This window comes from Ruegeria sp. CDSB113, from assembly GCF_059611045.1.
The window spans coordinates 63992-86525 of record NZ_JBXWOU010000014.1 but is presented as its reverse complement, the minus strand read 5'-3'; the positions used below and the strand labels follow the sequence as shown (position 1 = coordinate 86525).

The following is a 22534-nucleotide window of genomic DNA, read 5'->3' as shown; positions in this document are numbered from 1 at the left end:
TTCCCTATACGTCATAGCCCTGCAGCAACGGCTTTTCATTCTTCAGATGTCGCGCCACGAGGCGCGCCTGTTGGGGGCCTTTGGGGATGTACCGGGCCGGGTTGGGATTGTGGTTCATATCCGCCAATTCCGGAAAGATATCGAATATTTCACGTCGGGCTTCCAGGCTAAGGGTCTTGAGCGCCTCGGGCCCGGTAAACAGGCTTTCGCTTGGAGCGTTCTCGGCAAAAATAACCTCATGCCTGTCAAAAAGCAGGTGGTAATATTCGACACTGTCCACCGTATCATCGACGAATATCCCTGGCAGCGCGGTCAGTTTTATCGCTGGAATCAGAACTTCGGGCTCGCCAAACATCCGTTCTGCGATTTTCGACTGCACCAGCATTCTGTGCTGCCGTGACACCAGCAGATCCCGTTTGGGCAAACCGTTGCCCAGCGCGCCTGCCAATATGCGGACGGGGCGACGTTTCGGATCGCCTGCCAATGCCACCGAGTCAAATTTGCGGCACCCGATCCAGCGGATCGGCTGCATCCCGTTGCCCTGCGTTGGGATCATATCCCCCTGCCGAAGATCCTGAATAAGGACCGGCCCACGTTGTGCCTGAATTACTGTATCGCGGGTAAAGCACAAAAACCCTGTTCCGGATTCAAACCCGCTATAGTTGACCACGATCCCCGAGGGCAATTCGAAGCTGCCGCTGGACAGCGAATAGGATTGTCCGACAACAACGGTGAACGTTCCGAAATTTGCGTCGGTTACAACTGCGCCTACCGGAAGGTTCAGCGCATCCTGCCCGCCGCCGCCCTGAACATCCCCGGCGACTTGGGTTCGGATAAAGTTCAGGGTGTCATTGCCCTGCCCCAAACGGATATTCCCGACACCTACGTCAAAAACCGTGACGGTATCCGCATCGCGGCCCGCATTGATCTGCCCGTCGATCTGGGCATTGAACACAGTGATTTCATCGTTTCCGGCGTTGCCGCGTACACTCCCGGAAATAGTACTGCTTACAATCGTGATCTCATCGGCGCCGCCGCGGGCGCGAATATCATCAATGGGCGTGCCTTGGGGCGTACCGTTCAGCGTACCTTCGTCGCCGGTGACTTCGATATCGTCGTCACCATTTGTCCCACGGATATTGGGCATGTACGGCTTTCTCCGACGCGTTCATTTGTTGACTTGCGCACCATCGAGACTACCGCCTTGCTCTCGAAATTGCACAATCAGAAATTGCATCCTTGCCCATAATACATGATTTTGGCGTACCCTCCACCACTGACACCAACAGGCGTCTAGTGTGTTGCCAGGATACTAAGCATTCGATCCGCAGCCGCCGTCGGGCTGAGATTGCCTGCGCCAACGGCGGCCCCAAGGCGATCCATTTCTGCGCGGGCGGTCGGCGTATCCAACCGCGATAGCAGCGCGTAACGCACCTCCTGATCGAACCAGAACCGCGCTTGCGCCGCGCGGTTGCCATCCCAATGGCCGTTTTCACGCCGCCAGCCTGACAGCGTGGTCATTTCGTCCCAGGCTTGGTCAAGCCCATGTTCCTCGACCGCGGAAACAGTCATCGCCTTGGGAAATCCCTCGGGGTCCTGCGGGCGTTTTCGCAGCAGGCGCAAAGCCCCCGCGTAATCCGCACAAGTTCGGGTGGCCGTGGCTTTCAGATCTCCATCCGCCTTGTTCACAAGGATCATATCGGCCATTTCCATGATGCCGCGTTTGACCCCCTGCAATTCATCCCCGCCCGCAGGCGCAAGCAACAGAAGGAACAGATCGGACATTTCAGAGACGACGGTCTCGGACTGCCCGACCCCTACAGTTTCAATCAGCACCACGTCGAATCCCGCCGCCTCGCACAGGGCAATCGCCTCACGTGTACGGCGAGCCACGCCGCCCAAATGGGATTGGCTGGGGGATGGGCGGATAAAGGCGTTCTTCTCGCGACTCAACCGCTCCATCCGGGTTTTGTCACCCAGAATAGATCCACCTGAACGGGTCGAGCTGGGGTCGACGGCCAGGACCGCAACGCGGAGGCCCTGCTCGATCAGCATCATGCCAAAACTTTCGATAAAGGTGGATTTGCCCACCCCCGGAGTACCGGACAAGCCAACGCGCAGGGATTGCCGCCCGGCTTTGGCCAAATGCGCCAGCAATTCAGACGCCTGCGCCCGATGATCGGCGCGGCCACTTTCGACCAGAGTGATTGCCCGGGCCAGCGCACGCCGGTCTCCGTTCAAAATCTTATCACCTAGGCTGTCCATATCCATTCCGACCCCGATCTTTTGCGGCACGACTACTTGCCGCCCCAACGGGTGGTTTGTCCAGACCGGACCGCGCAGGAAATCTGCCCGATACCTGCATTTCGCACCTATGTGTTGCTGTTGATCCTCTTTGACCGGACCGCCGTTGGCTCTATGCCGCAGCGGCGCGATCATCGTCATTGAGAAACAGCGGAACTGGACGTTGCGCCGTGGTTGGCGGATAAAGCGCCAATGACAACACGCTTGCCCATCGATGACGCCATCCCCGAATTGCTTAACGCCCTGAAGGCCAATGGCCGGGCTGTTTTGCAGGCCCCTCCCGGCGCGGGCAAGACAACGCGGGTACCACTGGCGATGCTTGAGGCGGCGGTGTGTGAAGGCAAGATCATCATGCTCGAACCCCGCAGGCTTGCTGCGCGCGCCGCGGCAGAGCGGATGGCTGAAACACTGGGACAACGTGCAGGCGAAACCGTCGGTTACCGCGTGCGGGGCGATGCGAAAACCTCAAAAACGACCCGCATCGAAGTGGTGACCGAAGGTATTCTGACCCGAATGCTGCAATCTGAACCGGATCTGCCCAGCGTCGGCGCGGTGATTTTTGACGAGTTTCACGAGCGATCTTTAAACGCGGATCTGGGACTTGCCCTGTGCCTTGAGGTTACGGGCGCACTACGCGACGACCTGATCCTGCTGGCGATGTCCGCAACCCTGGACGCCGAACCCGTCGGCCAACTGATGGACGCGCCGGTGGTGACATCCGAAGGGCGCAGTTACCCGGTTGAAACCCGTTGGCTGGACCGGCCATTGGGTGCGCAGGCAAGACGGTTAGATGCTCTGGTTGATCTGGTCGCCCAGGCCGAGCGTGAAACCGAGGGCGGCATGCTCGTGTTTCTGCCCGGCGAGGGCGAAATCCGCAGGGCCGAGGCCGCGCTATCCAAACGGTTGCCCGGCAATTGCGCAATTAAACCTCTGTTCGGTGCAATGCCCTTTGCCGCCCAACGTGCGGCGATTGCCCCGGCTGAGACGGGGCGCAAAGTGGTGCTTGCGACCTCAATCGCCGAGACCTCGCTGACCATTCCCGACATCCGCGTGGTTGTGGATATGGGTCAAGCGCGCCGGGCGCGGTTCGATCCGGGTTCTGGCATGTCGCGGCTGGTCACGGAACGGGTGACGCGGGCCGAAGCAACCCAACGCGCAGGTCGTGCGGGGCGCGTCGCCGAGGGCGTGTGTTACCGGCTTTGGTCCAAAGGTGAAGAAGGTGCGCTGGCCGCCTACCCCCCTGCCGAGATCGAAGCGGCCGACTTGACGGGCCTTGCGCTGGAACTGGCGCTTTGGGGGGCCGAACCAGATGACCTGGCCTTTTTGACACCGCCACCCGAAGGAACGATGGCCGAGGCCCGCACATTGTTAAACATGCTGGGTGCCTTGGATGCCAAGGGGCGGATCACCGACCACGGACGGGCCTTGGCTGCGCTGCCCCTGCATCCTCGGCTGGGGCATATGCTGGTGACGGCCGGGACCGGTGCCGCTTCGCTGGCGGCGCTGATGGCGGAGCGGGATCCGCTAAAGGGCGCTCCGGTAGATCTGCTGCTGCGGCTCGAAGCGTTGCGTGATGCCCGCGCCTTTCAACGCAACCGGGTGTGGCAGATCAACATGGGCGCGTTGGAACGGATCAAAGCCGAAAGCAAGCGGCTGAAAACACGAAGCAGCAAGACAGACCTGAGCCCAGCCGCTATGGCCGCATTGGCCTATCCCGATCGCATTGGGCAACGCCGCAAAGGCGATGTGCCGCGTTACGTTCTGTCCGGCGGCAAAGGCGTCGTGCTGGACAGCGGTGACACATTGGCGGCCGCGCCGTATCTTGTTGTGACAGATACGGACGGAAACCCGCGCGAGGCCAAGGTGCGCATGGCCGCACAAATCTCAGAGCGTGAAATCCGGGACCTGTTCGCGGATCAGATCGAATGGGTAGACAGCTGCGCGTGGTCGAAACGCGAACGCCGGGTCATTGCGCGCACGCAGGAACGCCTTGGCGCGATCACTCTGGATGACCGTATCTGGAAGGACGCCCCGGACGAGGCCATCGCCCGCGCCATGCTGGACGGAGTGCGTGATCTGGGATTGCGGCTGGACGGGGCCGCGGCACGATTGGCGGCACGGGTGGAACTAGTACGCGCCGAAGGGATCGACCTGCCGGACTTTTCATTGGGCGGGCTGATGGGTGCTCTGGACGACTGGCTGCTACCCATGCTGTCAGGTCAGCGCAGTGCAGACGACTGGAAAAAGTTCGACCTGCTGCCCGCCCTGCGCGCCCGGCTGGACTGGTCCCAAACGCAGGAGCTGGACCGCCGCGCGCCGGGATCATTTGAAACACCACTGGGCCGCAATGTGCCGATTGATTATGGCGGAGCGGTGCCCGAGATTTCGGTCCGCCTGCAGGAACTGTTCGGTGTCACCCGGCATCCGGTTATCGGGGGCGAGGCGCTCAAGATCACTCTGCTGTCCCCTGCGCGGCGACCAATCCAGATCACGCGCGATCTGCCGGGATTTTGGGCCGGATCTTACGCGGATGTGCGCAAGGACATGCGCGCGCAATATCCCAAACACCCCTGGCCCGAGGATCCGACGCAGGCCGATCCAACCTTGCGGGCCAAGCGGCGGACCTGACGTTCGTTTGCTTCAGTAAATGCGTTCGTTCAATAGATGCATTGAAGCCCCGGTTTATAGTTGTTATGTCACTTTTCCTTGAACCTAAGAAAAGTACTGGCACTTAATCGATGGCATCTTGGCTGAACAATATCTGGGAAGAAGTTGGCAAACCCTTCTTTCAACGCCCACACAGGGTACAGTTTGCAGCCTTGTGCGTGCGCGGAACTGGCGACGACAAAAAAGTTCTATTGATCACCAGCCGTGGCACAGGTCGCTGGGTCATCCCAAAGGGATGGCCGATTGACGGCATGGACGGGGCCGAGACTGCCAAAGAAGAAGCTTGGGAAGAAGCTGGTGTGAAAGTGAAACACCTGGGCCGCAAGGCGGTGGGCCATTTCACCTATAACAAGATCCTGGATGACGGAACGGCCCAACCCGTGCGCACCAATGTGTATCGCATAGATGTCAAAGATCTGGCCGAGGAATTCCCCGAGGTCAGCGAACGTGAACGGCGTTGGTTCTCGCCGAAAGAGGCCGCAGAGCTGGTGCAAGAGCCGGAACTGCGCGAAATGCTGCGGCAAATGTAACGCTTTCGCAACAAACTTCTGTGAGGCCGGTTGCCACAAGACCTGCCAGCCGTTAACCGCGCCGGTTAAACCGTATCACCCACAGAAAACCGATGTCGAACACGAACAATAAAAACCGCTGGCAAGCCCTGGACAGCGACCTGCACCGAATTTCCCGCCTTGAGCATGCGAACGTGCACGTGGCGCGGCCGCTGCTTGCGCCGGGCATCGCGCTGGCCTTCATAGTCATTGCCGGATTGATTGCTGCGATACTATTCGGTCGGGCAGACGGTGGGCTGATCGTCATCGCGGCTGCCGGTTTTGGTGCCTACATGGCAATCAACATCGGCGCCAACGACGTTGCCAACAACATGGGCCCTGCGGTCGGTGCCAACGCCCTGACCATGGGTGGGGCAATTGCCATCGCCGCAGTCGCGGAAAGCGCGGGGGCCCTGCTGGCGGGCGGAGACGTGGTCTCGACCATCTCCAAGGGCATCATCGACCCTGCCTCAGTCCAGAATAGCTCGGTCTTTATCTGGGCGATGATGGCGGCGCTGATCTCGTCAGCGTTGTGGGTCAATCTTGCGACATGGGTCGGCGCGCCCGTTTCCACAACGCATTCGGTCGTGGGCGGCGTGATGGGGGCTGGCATCGCAGCAGCAGGCCTTAGCGCGGTCAGCTGGGGCACGATGAGCGCGATTGCCGCCAGCTGGGTGATCTCTCCGGTTCTGGGCGGTGCGGTCGCCGCCGGTTTTCTGGCGCTGATCAAGGCGAAAATCCAGTATCAGGACGACAAGATCGCGGCAGCCCGTCGTTGGGTGCCTATTCTGGTGGCAGTGATGGCTGGCGCATTTGCGACATATCTCTCTGTCAAAGGCCTGAAGCGGATCGTGAAAATCGATCTGGAAATCGCGCTACTGATCGGTCTGACCTCGGGCATTCTGGCTTGGGCCGTGACCGTGCCTTGGGTTCGCCGTAAATCCGAAGGGCTGGAAAACCGCACCAAATCTCTGAAAGTTTTGTTTGGGTTGCCTCTGGTCATTTCGGCCGGGTTTCTGAGCTTTGCACATGGTGCCAACGACGTCGCCAATGCTGTCGGCCCGCTGGCCGCGATTGTGCACGCCGCTGAATTTGGCGATTTTGCTTCGAAAGTCACGATCCCGACATGGGTGATGGTGATCGGTGCCTTTGGGATTTCGTTCGGCCTGTTCCTGTTTGGCCCCAAGCTGATCCGGATGGTGGGTAGCCAGATCACCAAGCTGAACCCGATGCGCGCATTCTGTGTCGCATTGTCGGCGGCGATCACAGTGATTGTTGCAAGTTGGCTTGGGCTGCCGGTCAGCTCGACCCACATCGCGGTGGGAGCGGTGTTCGGCGTCGGGTTTTACCGTGAATGGAATCAGGATCGCCGACGCAAGCAAAGTAATGATCGCCGTCCGCCCGAGCTGCGGCTGGCCCGTGAAGAGCAGCGGCGGCGCAAGTTGGTGCGGCGGTCGCATTTCATGACCATTATTGCCGCTTGGGTGATTACCGTCCCGGCCGCGGCTGCAATGTCAGCTGTGATCTTCTGGATACTGACCGCATTCACCTGAATGTGGTCAGATCACGGGATGATCTGATCCGGTGACAGACTTACATCCGACTTCTGTTCGATCAGAGCCTGTACCCTAGCGCAAATCGGTGTAGGCCGCCCATATTGCTTGCCCAGTCGGGCAATCTCACCTTGCAGACTGTCGATTTCCGTCACGCGCCCCGCTGCGAGGTCATAGGCCATCGACGTGCGCGCGCTTGGGTCGATGGTCAGCATGCGCGCGGCGATCCGGGTGAACAATGGCGTAGGAAGGCGAAGGATATGCGGCGTCATCCAAGCGGGCAAAGGCGTGGTTGATGCAACAGGGTCGCCTGCGGCCTGAAGTACCCCCAAAGCCTCGGCCATCTGGTCGGCCATCAGGCGACGCCACTTGCGATCCAGCAATTGATCCTTCAACGTCAGCCCTGACAACGCGTTCAATGCGTTGTTCAGGTTGATGACCAGCTTACCCCATTGCACAGCATCGATGTCGTCGCTTTCGATCACCGGCAGGTTAGGTGAACTAAGTGCCTGCCCTAAACCGCCGGGGCCGGACTGGATCACGATATCGCCGGAAGTGGCGCGGTGAAAGCTGGCGGGCTGGGGCGGCACGACGTTGAAGGGCACCATTCCCGCGCGAACGTCATGATCCGGAAGCGCCGCCCGCAGCACCCGGGCGTTTTCCATCCCGTTCTGCCAGGACAACACCGGCGCAGAGGCCGGGGCGAACCGCGCGATCTGTTCTGCCATATCCGCCGTGGCCGCGACCTTGACGGCCACGATCACCAACTCTGCGTCTTTCAGGCAATCCGGGGTTTCGGACATCGTCAGCGTCTCGGCCGCCACATGAAGATGCAGGCCGGAAAAATCAGTGACGGTCAGGCCCTCCTCACGAATTGGGTCCAAAATGTGTGGGCGGCCCAACAGCGTGACCGAGTGACCGGCATCAGCCAAAAAGGCTCCGCAATAACATCCAATGCTGCCCGCGCCTGCGATTACGATCTTCATGACAACCCTCCCGTTGAGGCGAGGATTGCCGGTATCGCAAGTTCGGACAAGGCCCCCTGACGTCTGGTTAACGCGCCCGTCGTGGGCTGGTGCGCTCCAACTCGTCGGAAATCGGAATGAACTCCTGATCATCGCCGGGGGGCAGGTGGAACGCACCGTTGGCCCAATCGGCGGCTTTCCATTCGCGGGTGGCGTTTTCGATTTTTTCCTTCGAAGAGGACACGAAATTCCACCAGATATAGCGATCCTCATTCAATGTGGCCCCGCCCAGTAGCATCAACCGCGCGCCAATTGGACCCGCCTTGACCGACAGGTAATCGCCTGGTCGGAACACCATCATGCGACCTTCCTCGAACGTGTCGCCAGCAATCTCGACCGAGCCCTGAATGACATAAACCCCGCGATCTTCGTGGTCGTCGGGCAAAGGAAAGGCGGAGCCGGGTTCAAGTTGCACGTCCAGATAGAAGGTTTCCGACAGCATCGTCACCGGGCTGGTTTCGCCATAAGCGGAACCAAGGATCAGCCGCGCGCTGACGCCGTTGTCTTGGATATGCGGCAGCGCACCCTGGTTGTGGTGCTCAAAATCCGGGGCTATGTCCTCATGCGCCTCGGGCAATGCAATCCAGGTCTGAACACCGAACAGGCTGTGCCGCTTGGCCCGCGTTGCCTCGCTGGTACGTTCCGAATGGGTCACGCCGCGGCCGGCCACCATCCAGTTCACCTCACCTGGATAGATCATCTGATGGGTGCCAAGGCTGTCGCGATGCTCAAACTCGCCCTGATACAGGTAGGTCACTGTACCCAAGCCGATATGAGGGTGCGGCCGCACGTCGATGCCACCGTCGGTGATGAACTCGGCAGGGCCCACCTGATCGAAAAAGATGAAAGGGCCGACCAGTTGCCGTTTGAGCGAGGGCAACGCGCGCCGCACTTCGAAACCGCCCAGATCACGGGCACGAGGGATGATCAGTGTCTCCAGAGGCGAATTCTCGGGGTTTTGGGTAGGATTCCAACTCATGCCTGCTCTCCCGCGATCAGTTCATTTGGTTCACTGATGTAGGTTAGGCCTGACATACTCGCCTTTCAATTTGCAGAAACGCACAGAACGGGTGCGGACCCGGACCATACATCAGGCACGGCGCGGCCAAAGCTGCGGGAAAAACGCCCCATCAATTGTATCACCTTCGCGATATCCTTCGGCTTCGAACTGCGCCCGTTCATCCTTGGCCCAATCCCCCCGATACCGGATCCTGCCATCCGGAGCGGTCATCCGCAGCGTAAACCGGCGTACCGTTTCCGTTGGGGTGACTGATGACAGCCCACCGTGCAAGGTGCGCATGTCGAAGAAGATGCAGTCGCCCAGATTCATATCCCATTGTAAAAGATCGAATGCACCCGGATCGGCATTGACGTCAGGCGGCGGGTGATAGGTCAACCCTGCAACCTCGGTGGGTTCGTAGCTGGGATGCCCGTCGGCGAACCTGACCCGCATGAACAGCTTGTCCCACAGATGCGAGCCTTTGACGAAGGCGATACCGTTTTCTTTGGTAACCGGCTCAAGCGGCAACCACAGGACGCACATCGTGCCTTCGAAGTCGAAATAGGACAGGTCCTGATGAAACGGAGGACGCGAAGTTGATCCAGCCTCGCGCAGGAACCAGTTGTCCATGACAAGATTGATCGATGGTGCACCCAGCAACTGTGCGGCAAGCGGAGCACAAGGTGAATTGTGAACGAATTGCGTGAATTGCGGGATTTTATTCCAAGCCCAGTAGTCCTCGAAATAGGCAGGTGCGCGAGGGTCCTTGGTATGGCGGGTGAAATTATCCGTTGGGCGGGCCAAATCCGCGTCGATGCCGTCTCGCAAAAGTGCCAGCCAATCCTCTGAGAACCTGGAGCGCAGCACAACCGCACCTTCGCGCTTGAACGCCTTGATTTCTTCGTCTGAGACAACGTCTTCGACAATCATAGTGCAGGACTCCCCGAACTGACGGATTTCAGGATGGCACCTGCGCGGGGGCACGGTCAAAGGAATTCACAATTTGTCACCCCCGCCGCGCGACCCCTCGGAAACTGAAAAAATCGTGCTATCTTCCCACTCAAAACACGCTCGGCATTGTCGTGGTGAGGTAAAACGCTTGAAAAGAGAGGTTTGCATGCCTGGTCTTAGGTTCTCTCGTCGTTCTTTGGTTTTGGCGTCTGGGGCTGTTCTGGCAACGGGTGCGACAGGCTTTTTGGTGCCAGCGCGCGCAAGTGGCGTGGCCCCCACCGCATCCATGCGCGGAGGGTCCAACAATTACCGTCCCGGCGCGCCCATCGTTGACCGGATTGGCGGCGGCGGGTTCTGGATGACTGGCACGGTGCGACGCGCCGGGGACGGTGCCCCCCTGCCCGGTCAGCGCATCCAGATCTGGGCGCATACGACAGAAGGCCACGAACGCGATCCGCAGAGCCACGGCGCAACTCTGACCGATGCCAATGGTGAGTTCCGACTGGAGATGCCGCAGATCGTACCCGCCTTTGGCCAGCCACACGGCCATCTAGCTTATGACAGTGGTGAATTCGAAACGGTTTTCCTGCGCCCAATTATGGGCAGCTCCAAGGACAAAACCTTGGCCGCGCATTTCGTTCTGCAGCCTGCCTAACCACAGTGCGTCGAAGCCTAGTAATCTGGACCTTTGTGATCCTTGCCATGGCCGCACCGATTATCGCGGCTGCGGCGAGCCCTCAGCTGGCATGGCGTGAACCGATCTACATCACCGCCGGGTTTGCCGGTGTTATTTCAATGTGTCTGCTGTCGATGCAGCCGCTACTTGCGGGCCGTTTGTTGCCGGGGCTGACCCCGGTTGCCAGCCGCCATTGGCATAAATGGTGTGGGCTAGCATTAGTTGCAGCCATTCTGATCCATGTCGGTGGTTTGTGGATCACCAGCCCGCCCGACGTTATTGACGCTCTGTTATTTGTTTCACCGACACCGTTTTCGGCTTGGGGTGTGATTGCGATGTGGGCCGCGTTCGGAGCCGCGTTTCTGGGTCTTTTTCGCAAGCACCTTGGCTTAAGGTTTCGCGTCTGGAGGTTGGGGCACGGGGGCCTTGCCACCATAACCATCATCGGCAGTGTGGTGCATGCCCTGCTGATTGAAGGTACAATGGAGGTCACGACCAAATGGGCGCTATGCGGTTTGGTCGTGTTGGCGAGCGTCGCGACGCTCGCCAAATTGCGGATTTGGGATATCAGGCGACCCAGCTGAACAACACAGGATCTATGACAACCGAACACTGGCTATGGCCCGGCCAACCGTTTCGCGTAGGAAGCGCGGTTCATCTGAACGTCTTGCACCGTAAGGCTGCCAACCTCGGGCAAGGCCGCCGACAGAACTTCCAATATGGCCGCGTTAAGCACAGAGCGCGTCGCCTCGTCACGACCCTGCATCAGCAGAAGCGTGGCGTGGACAAAGCTCTTAGGATCAGTGCCGATACGGTAATATTCTACCGGTGTCGCGCGGATTTTTATCGTTTCTGCGTCAAATTCAGGATGTTCGGCCAGAACGGCAAAAAGCTGATCGCAAATTGCCTGAACATCATGGATCTGCTCTATGCCTTTCGAAAACTCCAGTGTGACATGAGGCATGATGGGCTCCGTTCAGACGCCCAGACACCAGCGCATCACGGCCTTTTGCGCGTGCAGACGGTTTTCGGCCTCATCGAAGATGACCGAGTTGGGGCCGTCCATCACTTCGGATGTCGCCTCTTCTTCGCGGTGGGCAGGCAGGCAGTGCATGAACAGCGCGTCCGGTTTTGCGTGTGACATCAGCTCGGCGTTGACCTGGTAGGGACGCAGCATGTTGTGGCGGCGTTCCTTGGCGGACTGGGAATCGTGCATTGAAACCCAGGTATCAGCGACCACCAGATCGGCACCCACAACCGCTTTATACGGGTCTCGTTCGACCACGATTTTCGAGCCCTTTTGACGGGCAAGCCCCATGAACTCTTCTTCCGGATCAAGCTGGGCCGGGCCGGTAAAAGTGAAATCAAACCCGAACTGACCCGCAGCATGCAGGAACGAGGCGCAAACATTGTTGCCGTCGCCGGTCCAGACTACTTTCTTGCCCGCAATCGGGCCGCGGTGTTCCTCAAACGTCAGCACATCCGCCATGATCTGACAGGGATGGGTGCGGTCAGTCAGGCCGTTAATGACCGGCACGTCCGAATATTCCGACATCTCGGTCAGAATGGTCTCATCGAAGGTCCGAATCATGATCATATCGACATAGCGCGACAGGACGCGGGCGGTGTCGGCGATGGTTTCGCCGTGGCCCAGTTGCATGTCTTTGCCCGACAGCACCATGGTCTGCCCGCCCATCTGGCGCACACCCACGTCAAAGGACACGCGCGTTCTGGTGGATGGTTTTTCGAAGATCAGCGCGACCATGCGGTCTTTCAGAGGCTGTTCGTCATCAAGTGCTGCCTTTGGGCGGCCCAGGCGCGCCTGTTTCATAGCGCCCGCCTGATCAATCATGGTCCGCAGATCGCCCGCGTCGGTTTTATGGATATCGAGAAAATGGTTCATTTCTGTTCACTTTTCATTCGGGTGTGTCTTAGGCCGAGGCCATTGACTCTTCGACCTGCGCAGCGGCTTTGTCGAGGCGGATCACGGCCTGGGCGATGTCATCCTCGGTCAACGTCAGCGGCGGAAGCAGGCGGATCACGTTATCGGCGGCTGGGACGGTAATGACCTCATTGTCATAGCCGGCGTTGACCATGTCGATATTGGGCGCTTTGCACTTCAGGCCCAGCATCAGGCCGGTTCCGCGCACTTCTTCGAAGACCTCCGGGTGCTCGGCGATTAGTCCTTCGAGCTTCTGGCGCAGCATGCCGGCCTTACGGTTGACGCCATCCAGGAATGCTGGTGTCGCCACCTGATCAATTACCGCGCAGCCCACGGCACAGCCCAGCGGGTTGCCGCCATAGGTAGAGCCATGCGTGCCTGCCGTCATACCGCTGGCGGCGTCTTCCGTGGCCAGAACAGCACCCAGAGGGAAGCCGCCGCCGATGCCTTTGGCGACCATCATGATATCAGGGGTAATTCCAGCCCATTCATGGGCGAACAGCTTGCCGGTACGGCCTACGCCACATTGCACCTCATCGAGGATCAAAAGCAGGCCGTTGTCATCGCAAATCTGGCGCAGGGCCTTGAGTTCGGCGTCTGGAACCGGACGGATGCCGCCCTCGCCCTGCACGGGTTCGATCATGATCGCGGCGGTTTTATCGGTGATCGCATTAGTGACGCCATCGAGGTCGCCAAACGTGACATGAACAAAGCCCGGCAGCAGTGGACCGAAGCCCTTGGTCATCTTCTCAGACCCGGCAGCGGCAATACCAGCCGACGACCGGCCGTGGAACGAGCCATCAAAGGTGATGATCTCGACCCGTTCAGGCTGATCCTTGTCATAGAAGTACTTGCGGGCCATTTTCACGGCCAGTTCGCAAGACTCGGTGCCCGAGTTTGTGAAGAACACGGTATCGGCAAAGGTGTGCTCGACCAGTTTGTCGGCCAGCGCCTGCTGCTGCGGGATGTGGTAGAGGTTTGAAACATGCCACAGCGCGTGCGCCTGCTCGGTCAGGGCATTGACCAGTGCGGGATGGGCATGGCCCAGCGCATTCACGGCGATCCCAGCGCCCAGGTCCAGAAAACGTCGGCCATCCGCCTCGGTCAGCCAGGCGCCTTCACCCTTCACGAAAGTCAGGGGCGCGCGGTTATAGGTCGGCAGAACGGACGGGATCATGGGATCATCCTTTTCAGGTAGTTTGAGCCTTGTGAGTGATACACTCGGCCTGTGTTCGTCAACTGATTTGGTGGAAATTGCGCCGATTTGAACAGCGCAAATAGATCAAAGAGGCCGGTTACGCGGCGAAGCGTCGGCGTCGGAGTCGCTGGATATGTGCGTTTTTGATCATAAGCCGCCGTATAGCGCTGCCCGAAGCATCTGAAAACCCTGAAATTGGCAACCAGCGAAAATACTTGGGTCGACGCATTTGCCGCTTGCCATTTGACATGCGCTGACGCACCGCTGACATATGTTTGTCGCCAAAGCCCACAATCCGCCTCTTGCGGCCGTGCTGATCACCGCCGCCAGTGCATTGCTGGCCGGGACCACCCTGCTGGCCAAAGCCTTGGGGACGGACACGTTGGGTCCCGCGCTGCATCCAATGCAGATCAGCCATGGGCGGTTTCTGTTTGCCTTTATCGTGATCGTCACCGCCGTCGGCGTGATGCGGCCGCGCCTGCAGCGTCCGCATTGGGGCCTGCATATTGGGCGTACAAGTTTCGGCTGGGTCGGGATTACGCTGATGTTCGCCTCGGTCGCGTTCATTCCGATCGCGGATGCGACGGCGATTTCCTTTCTGAACCCGGTCTTTGCAATGGTGTTGGCAATCCCGCTGCTGAAAGAAGGCGTCGGCCCTTGGCGCTGGCTGGCGGCAGCGGTGGCATTGGCTGGGGCGCTGATACTGTTGCGCCCGACACCCGATAGCTTTCAGCCAGCAGCCCTGTTGGCACTGACGGCAGCCGCAGTCATCGGGATGGAGCTGATATTCATCAAGAAACTCTCCGGTCGAGAAATCCCGATCCAGATTTTGCTGATCAACAACGCAATGGGCCTGACGATTGCCTCTGTCGCGGTGAGCTTTGTTTTTCAGATGCCAACTCTAGAACAATGGGCAGCGCTGGCGGGTATCGGCGCGCTGATGGCCTGCGCGCAGGCGTGTTTTGTGAACGGCATGGCCCGGGCAGACGCCTCATTTGTTGCCCCAATCAGCTATGTGACGCTGATTTTCGCCGCTTTCTACGATTTCGCGATATTCGGCGTGATTCCGGACGGGATCAGCATGATCGGCTCAGCCATAATTCTGACCGGCGGACTTATTCTTGTCTGGCGTGAAGCGCGGGCGCGGCAAGCCTGAAGCTCTAAAAAGTTCTCCTGACATGGCCCAGGGGCGACCTGTATGTCGCAAACCCGGAAGAACGCGGATTGATCCGGCGCAATGTCGTCTCAGTTGATTTGAGAGTTTACCCATGCACGAACGCCGTATCCCCGAATGGGTGCGCCATGCCCCAGCACCGTCAGTCCGCGACTTTGGTATCCTTGCCGGGTTCGAGGCGATTGTCCGCGGCATTCTGATATCGGTCTTTCCACTGGCCATGTATCGGGCGCTGGGTGATGCGTCTTCGGTATCGTTCCTGTATTTTCTGGTCGGCGTCATCTCGTTGATTGCGGGGCTGATGGTGCCGTTCCTGATCCGCTTCATACCGCGCAGATGGGCGTATACTGTTGGTTGCCTCATGTTCATCGGCGGCGCCCTTCTGGCGATTGAGGGCAGCCCGGCGGCAGTGGTCGGTGCGCTTGCCCTGAACACGGTCGCGACAGTGGTCACATTCATTTGCTTCAATGCTTATGTCCTGGATTACATCAGCAAGATCGAGCTGGGAAAATGCGAGACCAGCCGCATGTTTTACAGCGCCCTCGGCTGGGCGGGCGGCCCGATGGCCGGCGTCTTATTGCTGGAGGTCTGGGCCCCTGCCCCCTTTGTCATCAGCGCGGTGGCAGGTACGGTCATGCTGATCCAGTTCTGGCGCATGCGGTTGGGCAATGGCAAGTTGATCACCAAGGCGCGAGGCACCGCAAAAAACCCGCTGGCTTTTTTGCCGCGCTTCTTTGCACAACCCCGTCTGGTCGCGGGATATCTTTTCGCCATGATCCGATCCTGCGGCTGGTGGATCTACGTGGTGTATCTACCCATTTTCGCCATTCAAAACGGGCTGGGTGAGCAACTGGGCGGCATCCTTCTGTCCACCACCAACGCAATGCTGTTCGCAGCTCCGCTTATTTTACGCTGGGTGCAGGGGCGTTCGATTCGCACGGCGGTCCGCGTGGGCTTTGCTGCCTGCGGAACTTGCTTTGTCACCGCTGGGGCCATCGCAGGTTGGCCGGTCGCGGCGGTTGCGGCGTTGGTTCTTGGGTCCATCTGGCTGATCGTTCTGGACATTTGCGCAGGGCTGCCATTCCTCATGGCAGTGAAACCGTCCGAACGCACCGAGATGTCAGCGATCTACTCCAGCTACCGCGACGTTTCCGGCATTCTGACACCCGGAGTTGCATCACTGGTCCTTCTGATCTCACCCGTCGCCGGGGTTTTTGCAGTCGGAGGGTTGGCCCTGTTCGGGGCCTGGGCCGTGGCCGTAAATCTGCACCCCCGATTGGGAAAGCCCAGGATGACTTTTCAACCCGGTTCACTGGCCGAGACGGGTTAAGCCTTTAGGCGATACCCCGTCCGCAACATCTGCCAAGTCAGCGCGCCGACCAGCAGCGTGGCACCGGTGCATACCGCAATACCCAACCAAGGTGAGCTGTCGGACACGCCGATCATCCCATAGCGCAGGCCGTCAATCAGATAGAAAACCGGGTTCACATGACTCACCCGGTTCAGGATCGGAGGCAGCGCCTGGACCGAGTAAAACGTACCCGACAGGAAAGCCAATGGTGTCACGATGAAGTTCGTGATGGCCGCCATCTGATCAAACTTGTTGGCAAAAATACCGGCGAACAGGCCCAAGGCCCCCATGAATGCGCCACCCAGAACAACGAAGATCAGGGCAAACAACGGGTTCTGCGGGTAAATCCCCAAAACCAAAGCAAGTGCGACCGCAACCACACAAGCGATCAGAACACCCCGCGCGACGCCACCGGCCAGATAGCCCAGCAGGATCTCAAGCGGGGACAAAGGCGGCATCAACGTATCGACAATATTCCCCTGCACTTTGGCGATCACCATCGAGGATGAGGTGTTGGCGAACGCATTCTGGATAACGGTCATCATCATGATGCCCGGCGCCAGAAAGGTCAGGAACGGCACCCCCATCACATCCGGACGCCCCGGACCGATGGCGATATTGAAGATCAGCAGGAACAGCCCGGCCGTCACAAGCGGCGCCAACAGGGTTTGAGTCCAAACCGCCAGAAACCGCAGCGTTTCACGCTGGGCCAGCGTGTAAAGCCCCATCCAGTTAACTGTTCCGAAACGCCGTTCGCTCTGATCCGCGGAAATCTGCATCACCTGCCCTCATCCTGATTCGAGAACCGCTTGTAACTCGGCTCGCAGTGATTAAAATAGGGGGCTGAGACGAATTCCCAAGGCGGCCCGAATCCGGGGCCGCTTTCCGCTTTTGAAAGGCAAATGATGTCCTGGACTGACGAGCGCGTAGAACTGCTGAAGAAAATGTGGGGCGAGGGCCAGTCGGCCAGCCAGATCGCCAAGGAGCTGGGCGGCGTGACCCGCAATGCGGTGATCGGCAAGGTGCACCGTCTGGGTCTGTCGAACCGCGCAACCGGTGCCTCGCCGGCCAAATCCGAACCCAAGGAAAAACCGGCACCCGCGCCCAAGGCCGAGACCAAGCCAAGGCCAGCGCCCAAGACCGAACCGGCGCGCCCGGCCCCGGCACCTACAGCTGAAGCAAAACCTGCTGTTCCGGCCCGCCGCCAGATCATTCCGGCCGGTCAACCGTTGCCGCCACAGCCATCGGCCAATGAAATCAGCCCCGAGGCATTGGCCAAGGTCAACGAGGTCGAGAAAAAGGCCAAGAAGCTGACGCTGATGGAACTGACCGAGAAGACCTGCAAATGGCCAGTAGGCGACCCCGCGACTGAGGATTTCTGGTTCTGCGGCCTGCCGGTTGAAGCGGGTAAACCTTATTGCGAAGCGCATGTGGGCGTAGCCTTCCAACCAATGAGCTCGCGTCGAGATCGTCGGCGGTAGGTGCCTTAAACGATTCCTATCGGTCGGTCTGAGCCGGCAATGATCTAGGAATAAATAGGTCGCGTGCGACTAAGGCAGCACGCGACACCGCTTTAATTTGAAGTCTTTGTCAAAACCGTTGATCCTCAGGGCGTCAGCAAGACCGTGACTCATAAAAAAGGCATCATTAAAGCACTTTTCGACCCAGATATCTGGGCCTTCGAGACAGTTTGTACCAAGCGCTACATCATCGTCGCGCCATCCCGCAGGCCGACGTCTCACACGCTGCCTATCCTCTTCAGACCAAGATCGAGGAGCACCCGATTTCTCCGTGTTTGGAGAAAGTTCAGACAAGAAGGTGTCCTTAACGTTCCCATGTTCAGGTACAGATGGTGAAAGTTAAGGGGTGTTTGGCGATCCTTTCTTAAGAACTGGGTTTCGAATAAGTCTCCGCCCCCAAGTTCGAACTTGCGAAAAATCTCTGCGACTTCTGGAGAAGTTAAAAAGAGACCAGCTTTTTCAATGTGTCGGAGGCTTCTGGGCCTGCCAACTTCAGCGAACGTCTTTTTGGGAAACTTCTCTGAAGGTAACACCAAGCCGCGTTCGCTACGAACTGCTGTTAGCCTGACCTCTTCAAGCGTTTCTGGGCTTTGCAGATAATCTTCCCCGATAAAGTCGCACTCCATCCCGATAAAAACATCGCACGCCCAAGCTACTTGCGCCACTATTGCGCTCCCCAATTACGCGAGTTCTATTTGCTCCAAGTAACTGGAGCCAAGCCAGCAACATCCATCTCCGAATATGCACTTAAGAACATTAAATAAAAATCCACAAACTTTAGATTCATGAAGGCGTCTTCACTGCGCAGGATGCGATGGCAAATCCGGCATCGGCACCCAGCGTGGTAATTCATCCGGCGAGACCGAGACATGGAGCTTCTCTGACCGGTCGCGGCCCACCTTCCGATGCTTCCGCAGCAGGAAAATCTTGCCCCAGCCACGCCACGTTCCAACGGAACGGGCGGAGGTATCCGTCGGGAACCGATCACGCCAGCCCTCAGGTAGTGGTAGACCATGCAGTTCTGCCTTATCCAGCATCCAGACCAGAGAAATGTTGCTGAGGGGACGGGCCTCTTCAAAGCCGTTCAACTGGCCACCCACATCGCCATGGGTGCCACGGAACCAAACTTGTTCGACATGGCCTTTGAATTCGGGGGTACATTTCCACAGGACCGGCTCGAACACCTCGCGGGTCTCGTCCAGCGCCATTGCGTGGTAGCCATGGCGCGTCGCCGGGCCCAGCTGGTGGGTGTGAAAGGAATGGCGCTCTTCGGCCCAGCGCCACAGCAGCGGCAGACGCATGCCCAGCGCTTTGACCGTATCCCAGACGCCGACCATCTCAATCGCCACGTCCTCGTGACAGAATTGCCGCCGGAATTCGGCCGCGGCCGACCCGCTGGCGTTGCATTCATAGTGGCGGTAGGCCTGCTTGATGTTGCGAACGGTCGCATGTTCAGCCTTAACCAGACCAATCATATCGATCACACCGGCCAAACTGCGCACACCGTAGGCGCCGCGTGAATAGCCGATGAAATAGATACGGTCGCCGGGTTTGTAGCGTGAAGCGAGATAGCCATACGCGCGGCGGATCTGGCGGTTGATGCCCCGCCCCATCATCACGTCCAGCGAGGACTTCCAGTTTTCCCACTGCACACCGGATTCGTAAAAGACGGACACTTTACTGCCCATTTCGCGGCACAGTCGCAGGGTCTGGCCCGCATGGGTTTCATAGCCCGGCTCAAGCGTCGACATGGTGCCGTCCAGGATAATCACATGGCTGACGGGTTCCCGGTGAAGCGCCTCGGCGGAATGCTCGGACCGTAAGGGCCGTCCGAGCCATCCCAGAACCTTTCTACTCAGCCGCGACAGAACCATGCGTCAACAATTCCCATACTTTGTGAGGTGTGAAAGGCATGTCCGCCTGCCGCACCCCGTGATCCCAGAGCGCATCCTGAACCGCGTTTGCCACCGCGGCCAGCGCGCCCACAGTGCCTGCCTCGCCACAACCTTTCATCCCCATCGGGTTAGAGGTTGACGGAACCGGCGCCGAGGTAAACTTAATCATGGGTATCTCGGCGGCGCGGGGCAAGGCGTAATCCATCAACGAAGCCGTGAGCAGTTGCCCCTGCGCATCATGCACAACACGTTCCGTCAATGCCTGCCCGATGCCCTGCACGACTCCGCCATGCACCTGTCCTTCGGCCAACATCGGGTTGATAAGATTGCCGAAATCATCAACGATCGTATATTGGTCGACCCAGGTTTCACCGGTGTAAGAATCGATCACGACTTCGGCAACATGTGCGCCATTGGGATAGCTGCGCGCATCCAGATTGGCGCTGGCCTCATGGCTCAGCAGGTCGGCGCGCCCATCGGCGCGGGCCATATCCGCGGCTTCGCTCATCGTGGGCGTCAGGTTTGACCCTGGCGCGCGAAAGGTTTCATGGTCGAAACGCACATCACTTTCCTCCACCCCCATCTTATCCGCCAGATACGGCGTGAATGCGGCGATCATGACGTCGATGGTGGCCAGCGTCGCGGTGCTTTGCACCGTGACCGAACGTGACCCGCCAGTCCCGCCACCATGTGGCAACTGATCGCTGTCACCCTGCACCACGTTGATCTGATCCATCGGAACTCCGGCCTGGTCTGACAGGAATTGCGCGTAGACCGTCTCATGCCCCTGCCCGTTCGATTGGGTGCCGACATAAAGGTTCACCGTGCCATCCTCGCAGAATTCGACTTTCGCGTTTTCTGAAGGGTCACCCAAAATGCTTTCGATATAGTAACACAAGCCCCGCCCCCGGATCAGTCCACGTTCCGCATCTGCAGTTTTTCGTGTCGCGAACCCCTGGGTCTGGGCAGCTGCACGGGACAGGACCATATCGAAATCACCTACGTCATAGATTTCGCCGGTCGCGGTCTTGTAGGGGAAGTTTTCCGGCCGGATGAAATTCCTGCGGCGCAACTCCCAAGGATCGACGCCCAGTTGGCGCGCGGCGCGATCCATGACACGTTCCAGAACATAGATCGCCTCGGGGCGCCCTGCCCCCCGATAGGCGTCGACTTGCGTGGTGTTGGTATAGAAGCCCTCAACCCGCAGATACGTCGTTTGAACGTCGTAAACCCCCATCAACACCTTGCTGAAAAGACTGGTCTGGATCGCTTGCCCAAAATGACTGCTATACGCACCCAGATTTACCTTGCTATGCACACGGTAGGCCGTGATTTTCAGGTCCTCGTCAAAGGCGAGCTCAGCCAATGAGGTCAGGTCGCGACCGTGATGATCCGACAGCATCGCCTCGGATCGGTCAGACATCCAATGAACAGGCTGCCCGAGTTTCATCGCAGCAACTGAGACGCAAAAGTACTCAGGGTACGGCATGACCTTCATGCCGAATCCGCCACCCACATCCGGGGTGGTGACACGGATCGCCTCGGGCTCCAGCTTCAGCTTTTGCGCCAACTGCCCCCGCATCGCCCAGACGCCTTGCCCACCATAGGCAAAGTGCAAACGTCCATCGACCCAATTGGCCTGACATCCCCGTGGCTCGATTGAGGTGATGATCACGCGGTTGTCGGCCACATCCAGCGAAACGGTATGCGCGGCAGCCTGAAAGGCGGCATCGGTTGCTGCTTCATCACCCAACCCCCAATCAAAAGCACGATTGTCGGCGACCTGATCATGCAGAAGTTCGCCACCGGCTTCGACATCCAGTTTCGCGGGCAGATCATCCGTGTCCATCCAGATCATCTCAACCGCATCTCGCGCCTGCAACAGCGTGTCTGCGATCACGACAGCCACAGGTTCGCCAACAAACCGGACGCGATCTTGGGCCAGCATATGCCTGTCGGGCGCAAGGGTTTGAGAGCCATCGCGGTTCTGCACAGTTGCCGCGTTCATCACTGTGTCGATCCCCGCCGTCGAAAGATCATCCAGCGTCATGACAAGGCGCACCCCTTCCGCCTCACGCGCGGCATCCAGATCCAGCGCCGTGATCCGGCCATGGGCAACCGGGCTGCGAAAAAAAACAGCGAACAGAGCGCCTTCGGGCACATCATCGTCCATGTATCGTCCGTGCCCGGTCAGAAACCGTTGATCTTCTGTCCGTTTGACGGGCTGGCTTTTACCGAACTTTTCCATGCGATGATCCTCCTGCGATGGCGACCGTAGCCCGCCACAAGACGATGTCCAGTCGAAGAGGCAGCTCCCTCGTGTCTTGCCAGTCATTTTTTGGTTAACCTACAGATCATCACATGGGCACATGACAGCGTATTTCCGTTCACCGCCCTGCCGACCAGCGGCGGCGAAGCCACCCACGACGTTTATGTCGGTGCCGACGCCCGCGCGGGCATGGTACGGAACGGCCCCGGCCTCGTCATGCGCTACGCCGATGACAAACTTGCCTCAGAAAGGCATATGGGCGCCCTGAAGGATGCTTTCGGTAATCATCTTGAAACGGTGGAATTTGACGGTAACGACCACTCATTGCTGACTTTGGATTTCCATGAACCGGCCTACCAGTGTGTTCAGGACTATTTTCGCGCGCGCTTTGCCCAGGCCGAATAGCATACAACCCTTCCCCTTCCCTTACGCATTCGCTATTGCAGGCGCTGACCCGAATT

The 22534-nt window shown here is 58.9% G+C and carries 21 protein-coding genes; 9 read left to right on the top strand and 12 right to left on the bottom strand.

Annotation, left to right across the window (positions count from 1 at the left end; all coding sequences use genetic code 11):
* Positions 1-4: 4 nt before the first annotated feature.
* Both AC2FIS_RS19685 and meaB read right to left on the bottom strand, forming a co-directional pair.
* Entirely contained in the window at positions 5-1147 is a 1143-nt protein-coding gene (locus tag AC2FIS_RS19685; RefSeq protein ID WP_496775028.1) for a Hint domain-containing protein, read from the bottom strand.
* Positions 1148-1293: 146 nt separating this feature from the next.
* A complete protein-coding gene (gene meaB / locus AC2FIS_RS19680; protein ID WP_108861773.1) occupies positions 1294-2271 on the bottom strand; it encodes a methylmalonyl Co-A mutase-associated GTPase MeaB in 978 nt (325 codons plus the stop codon).
* A 225-nt stretch (positions 2272-2496) separates the two neighbouring features.
* On the opposite strand from meaB, the gene hrpB reads away from it, so the two are divergent.
* The 3 genes from hrpB (at position 2497) to AC2FIS_RS19665 (ending at position 7072) form a co-directional block, all read left to right on the top strand.
* Entirely contained in the window at positions 2497-4932 is a 2436-nt protein-coding gene (gene hrpB, locus AC2FIS_RS19675; RefSeq protein WP_496775027.1) for an ATP-dependent helicase HrpB, read from the top strand.
* Positions 4933-5042: 110 nt separating this feature from the next.
* On the top strand, positions 5043-5501 hold the full coding sequence (locus AC2FIS_RS19670) for an NUDIX hydrolase (RefSeq protein ID WP_496775026.1): 459 nt from the start codon (positions 5043-5045) through the stop codon (positions 5499-5501).
* A gap of 92 nt (positions 5502-5593) precedes the next feature.
* A complete protein-coding gene (locus tag AC2FIS_RS19665; RefSeq protein ID WP_496775025.1) occupies positions 5594-7072 on the top strand; it encodes an inorganic phosphate transporter in 1479 nt (492 codons plus the stop codon).
* An 11-nt stretch (positions 7073-7083) separates the two neighbouring features.
* Here the strand turns inward: AC2FIS_RS19665 and AC2FIS_RS19660 are convergent, their stop codons facing one another.
* The 3 genes from AC2FIS_RS19660 to AC2FIS_RS19650 all read right to left on the bottom strand — a co-directional run bounded on the left by AC2FIS_RS19660 (position 7084) and on the right by AC2FIS_RS19650 (position 10027).
* The gene (locus tag AC2FIS_RS19660) at positions 7084-8058 is read right to left on the bottom strand and encodes a 2-dehydropantoate 2-reductase (protein WP_496775024.1); all 975 of its coding nucleotides are present in this window, start codon (positions 8056-8058) and stop codon (positions 7084-7086) included.
* Between the two features lie 67 nt (positions 8059-8125).
* Complete coding sequence (locus AC2FIS_RS19655) at positions 8126-9076, bottom strand: pirin family protein (protein WP_496775023.1); 951 nt, start codon at positions 9074-9076, stop codon at positions 8126-8128.
* 111 nt (positions 9077-9187) lie between these two features.
* Complete coding sequence (locus AC2FIS_RS19650) at positions 9188-10027, bottom strand: phytanoyl-CoA dioxygenase family protein (RefSeq protein ID WP_496775022.1); 840 nt, start codon at positions 10025-10027, stop codon at positions 9188-9190.
* Between the two features lie 187 nt (positions 10028-10214).
* Here AC2FIS_RS19650 and AC2FIS_RS19645 point away from each other — a divergent pair, with 187 nt between their 5' ends.
* Both AC2FIS_RS19645 and AC2FIS_RS19640 read left to right on the top strand, forming a co-directional pair.
* Complete coding sequence (locus tag AC2FIS_RS19645; RefSeq protein ID WP_496775021.1) at positions 10215-10703, top strand: twin-arginine translocation pathway signal; 489 nt, start codon at positions 10215-10217, stop codon at positions 10701-10703.
* A 47-nt stretch (positions 10704-10750) separates the two neighbouring features.
* Positions 10751-11308, top strand: coding sequence for a ferric reductase-like transmembrane domain-containing protein (locus tag AC2FIS_RS19640; protein ID WP_496775065.1), 558 nt, complete (start codon positions 10751-10753; stop codon positions 11306-11308).
* Between the two features lie 32 nt (positions 11309-11340).
* Here AC2FIS_RS19640 and AC2FIS_RS19635 read toward each other — a convergent pair whose 3' ends face one another.
* The 3 genes from AC2FIS_RS19635 to AC2FIS_RS19625 are packed head-to-tail and all read right to left on the bottom strand — an operon-like array spanning position 11341 to position 13843.
* Positions 11341-11688: a 5-carboxymethyl-2-hydroxymuconate Delta-isomerase gene (locus AC2FIS_RS19635; RefSeq protein ID WP_496775020.1), complete on the bottom strand. Its 348-nt coding sequence runs from the start codon at positions 11686-11688 to the stop codon at positions 11341-11343.
* A gap of 12 nt (positions 11689-11700) precedes the next feature.
* Positions 11701-12627 carry an ornithine carbamoyltransferase gene (argF, locus tag AC2FIS_RS19630; RefSeq protein ID WP_496722753.1) on the bottom strand — a complete coding sequence of 309 codons (927 nt, stop codon included), beginning with the start codon at positions 12625-12627 and terminating at the stop codon, positions 11701-11703.
* A 28-nt stretch (positions 12628-12655) separates the two neighbouring features.
* On the bottom strand, positions 12656-13843 hold the full coding sequence (locus AC2FIS_RS19625; RefSeq protein ID WP_496722751.1) for an aspartate aminotransferase family protein: 1188 nt from the start codon (positions 13841-13843) through the stop codon (positions 12656-12658).
* Between the two features lie 292 nt (positions 13844-14135).
* Between AC2FIS_RS19625 and AC2FIS_RS19620 the strand changes: the two genes are divergently transcribed.
* On the top strand, positions 14136-15020 hold the full coding sequence (locus AC2FIS_RS19620) for a DMT family transporter (RefSeq protein ID WP_496775019.1): 885 nt from the start codon (positions 14136-14138) through the stop codon (positions 15018-15020).
* Between the two features lie 112 nt (positions 15021-15132).
* On the top strand, positions 15133-16368 hold the full coding sequence (locus tag AC2FIS_RS19615) for an MFS transporter (RefSeq protein ID WP_496775018.1): 1236 nt from the start codon (positions 15133-15135) through the stop codon (positions 16366-16368).
* Here AC2FIS_RS19615 and AC2FIS_RS19610 read toward each other — a convergent pair.
* Positions 16365-17168, bottom strand: a complete 804-nt coding sequence (locus tag AC2FIS_RS19610; protein WP_109313410.1) for an ABC transporter permease — start codon at positions 17166-17168, stop codon at positions 16365-16367. The genes AC2FIS_RS19615 and AC2FIS_RS19610 overlap by 4 nt on opposite strands.
* 126 nt (positions 17169-17294) lie before the next feature.
* Here AC2FIS_RS19610 and AC2FIS_RS19605 point away from each other — a divergent pair, with 126 nt between their 5' ends.
* Positions 17295-17870, top strand: a complete 576-nt coding sequence (locus AC2FIS_RS19605) for a GcrA family cell cycle regulator (RefSeq protein WP_496722746.1) — start codon at positions 17295-17297, stop codon at positions 17868-17870.
* A 257-nt stretch (positions 17871-18127) separates the two neighbouring features.
* On the opposite strand, the gene AC2FIS_RS19600 is transcribed toward AC2FIS_RS19605, so the two are convergent.
* The 3 genes from AC2FIS_RS19600 to AC2FIS_RS19590 form a co-directional block, all read right to left on the bottom strand.
* Positions 18128-18574 (bottom strand): hypothetical protein, encoded by a 447-nt coding sequence (locus tag AC2FIS_RS19600; protein ID WP_496775017.1) that lies wholly within the window; start codon positions 18572-18574, stop codon positions 18128-18130.
* Between the two features lie 132 nt (positions 18575-18706).
* Positions 18707-19783: a T6SS phospholipase effector Tle1-like catalytic domain-containing protein gene (locus AC2FIS_RS19595; RefSeq protein WP_496775016.1), complete on the bottom strand. Its 1077-nt coding sequence runs from the start codon at positions 19781-19783 to the stop codon at positions 18707-18709.
* Positions 19761-22052 (bottom strand): xanthine dehydrogenase family protein molybdopterin-binding subunit, encoded by a 2292-nt coding sequence (locus AC2FIS_RS19590; protein WP_496775015.1) that lies wholly within the window; start codon positions 22050-22052, stop codon positions 19761-19763. The genes AC2FIS_RS19595 and AC2FIS_RS19590 overlap by 23 nt, the downstream gene beginning before the upstream one ends.
* Positions 22053-22142: 90 nt before the next feature.
* On the opposite strand from AC2FIS_RS19590, the gene AC2FIS_RS19585 reads away from it, so the two are divergent.
* Positions 22143-22478, top strand: coding sequence for a hypothetical protein (locus AC2FIS_RS19585; RefSeq protein ID WP_496775014.1), 336 nt, complete (start codon positions 22143-22145; stop codon positions 22476-22478).
* Positions 22479-22534 lie beyond the last annotated feature (56 nt).

What these genes read in the sequence shown, in the direction of transcription:
- AC2FIS_RS19685 (WP_496775028.1), bottom strand. Translation starts at nt 1,147, where the DNA reads ATGCCCAATATCCGTGGGACAAATGGTGACGACGATATCGAAGTCACC.
- meaB (WP_108861773.1), bottom strand. Translation starts at nt 2,271, where the DNA reads ATGGATATGGACAGCCTAGGTGATAAGATTTTGAACGGAGACCGGCGT.
- hrpB (WP_496775027.1), top strand. Translation starts at nt 2,497, where the DNA reads ATGACAACACGCTTGCCCATCGATGACGCCATCCCCGAATTGCTTAAC.
- AC2FIS_RS19670 (WP_496775026.1), top strand. Translation starts at nt 5,043, where the DNA reads ATGGCATCTTGGCTGAACAATATCTGGGAAGAAGTTGGCAAACCCTTC.
- AC2FIS_RS19665 (WP_496775025.1), top strand. Translation starts at nt 5,594, where the DNA reads ATGTCGAACACGAACAATAAAAACCGCTGGCAAGCCCTGGACAGCGAC.
- AC2FIS_RS19660 (WP_496775024.1), bottom strand. Translation starts at nt 8,058, where the DNA reads ATGAAGATCGTAATCGCAGGCGCGGGCAGCATTGGATGTTATTGCGGA.
- AC2FIS_RS19655 (WP_496775023.1), bottom strand. Translation starts at nt 9,076, where the DNA reads ATGAGTTGGAATCCTACCCAAAACCCCGAGAATTCGCCTCTGGAGACA.
- AC2FIS_RS19650 (WP_496775022.1), bottom strand. Translation starts at nt 10,027, where the DNA reads ATGATTGTCGAAGACGTTGTCTCAGACGAAGAAATCAAGGCGTTCAAG.
- AC2FIS_RS19645 (WP_496775021.1), top strand. Translation starts at nt 10,215, where the DNA reads ATGCCTGGTCTTAGGTTCTCTCGTCGTTCTTTGGTTTTGGCGTCTGGG.
- AC2FIS_RS19640 (WP_496775065.1), top strand. Translation starts at nt 10,751, where the DNA reads ATGGCCGCACCGATTATCGCGGCTGCGGCGAGCCCTCAGCTGGCATGG.
- AC2FIS_RS19635 (WP_496775020.1), bottom strand. Translation starts at nt 11,688, where the DNA reads ATGCCTCATGTCACACTGGAGTTTTCGAAAGGCATAGAGCAGATCCAT.
- argF (WP_496722753.1), bottom strand. Translation starts at nt 12,627, where the DNA reads ATGAACCATTTTCTCGATATCCATAAAACCGACGCGGGCGATCTGCGG.
- AC2FIS_RS19625 (WP_496722751.1), bottom strand. Translation starts at nt 13,843, where the DNA reads ATGATCCCGTCCGTTCTGCCGACCTATAACCGCGCGCCCCTGACTTTC.
- AC2FIS_RS19620 (WP_496775019.1), top strand. Translation starts at nt 14,136, where the DNA reads ATGTTTGTCGCCAAAGCCCACAATCCGCCTCTTGCGGCCGTGCTGATC.
- AC2FIS_RS19615 (WP_496775018.1), top strand. Translation starts at nt 15,133, where the DNA reads ATGCACGAACGCCGTATCCCCGAATGGGTGCGCCATGCCCCAGCACCG.
- AC2FIS_RS19610 (WP_109313410.1), bottom strand. Translation starts at nt 17,168, where the DNA reads ATGCAGATTTCCGCGGATCAGAGCGAACGGCGTTTCGGAACAGTTAAC.
- AC2FIS_RS19605 (WP_496722746.1), top strand. Translation starts at nt 17,295, where the DNA reads ATGTCCTGGACTGACGAGCGCGTAGAACTGCTGAAGAAAATGTGGGGC.
- AC2FIS_RS19595 (WP_496775016.1), bottom strand. Translation starts at nt 19,783, where the DNA reads ATGGTTCTGTCGCGGCTGAGTAGAAAGGTTCTGGGATGGCTCGGACGG.
- AC2FIS_RS19590 (WP_496775015.1), bottom strand. Translation starts at nt 22,052, where the DNA reads ATGGAAAAGTTCGGTAAAAGCCAGCCCGTCAAACGGACAGAAGATCAA.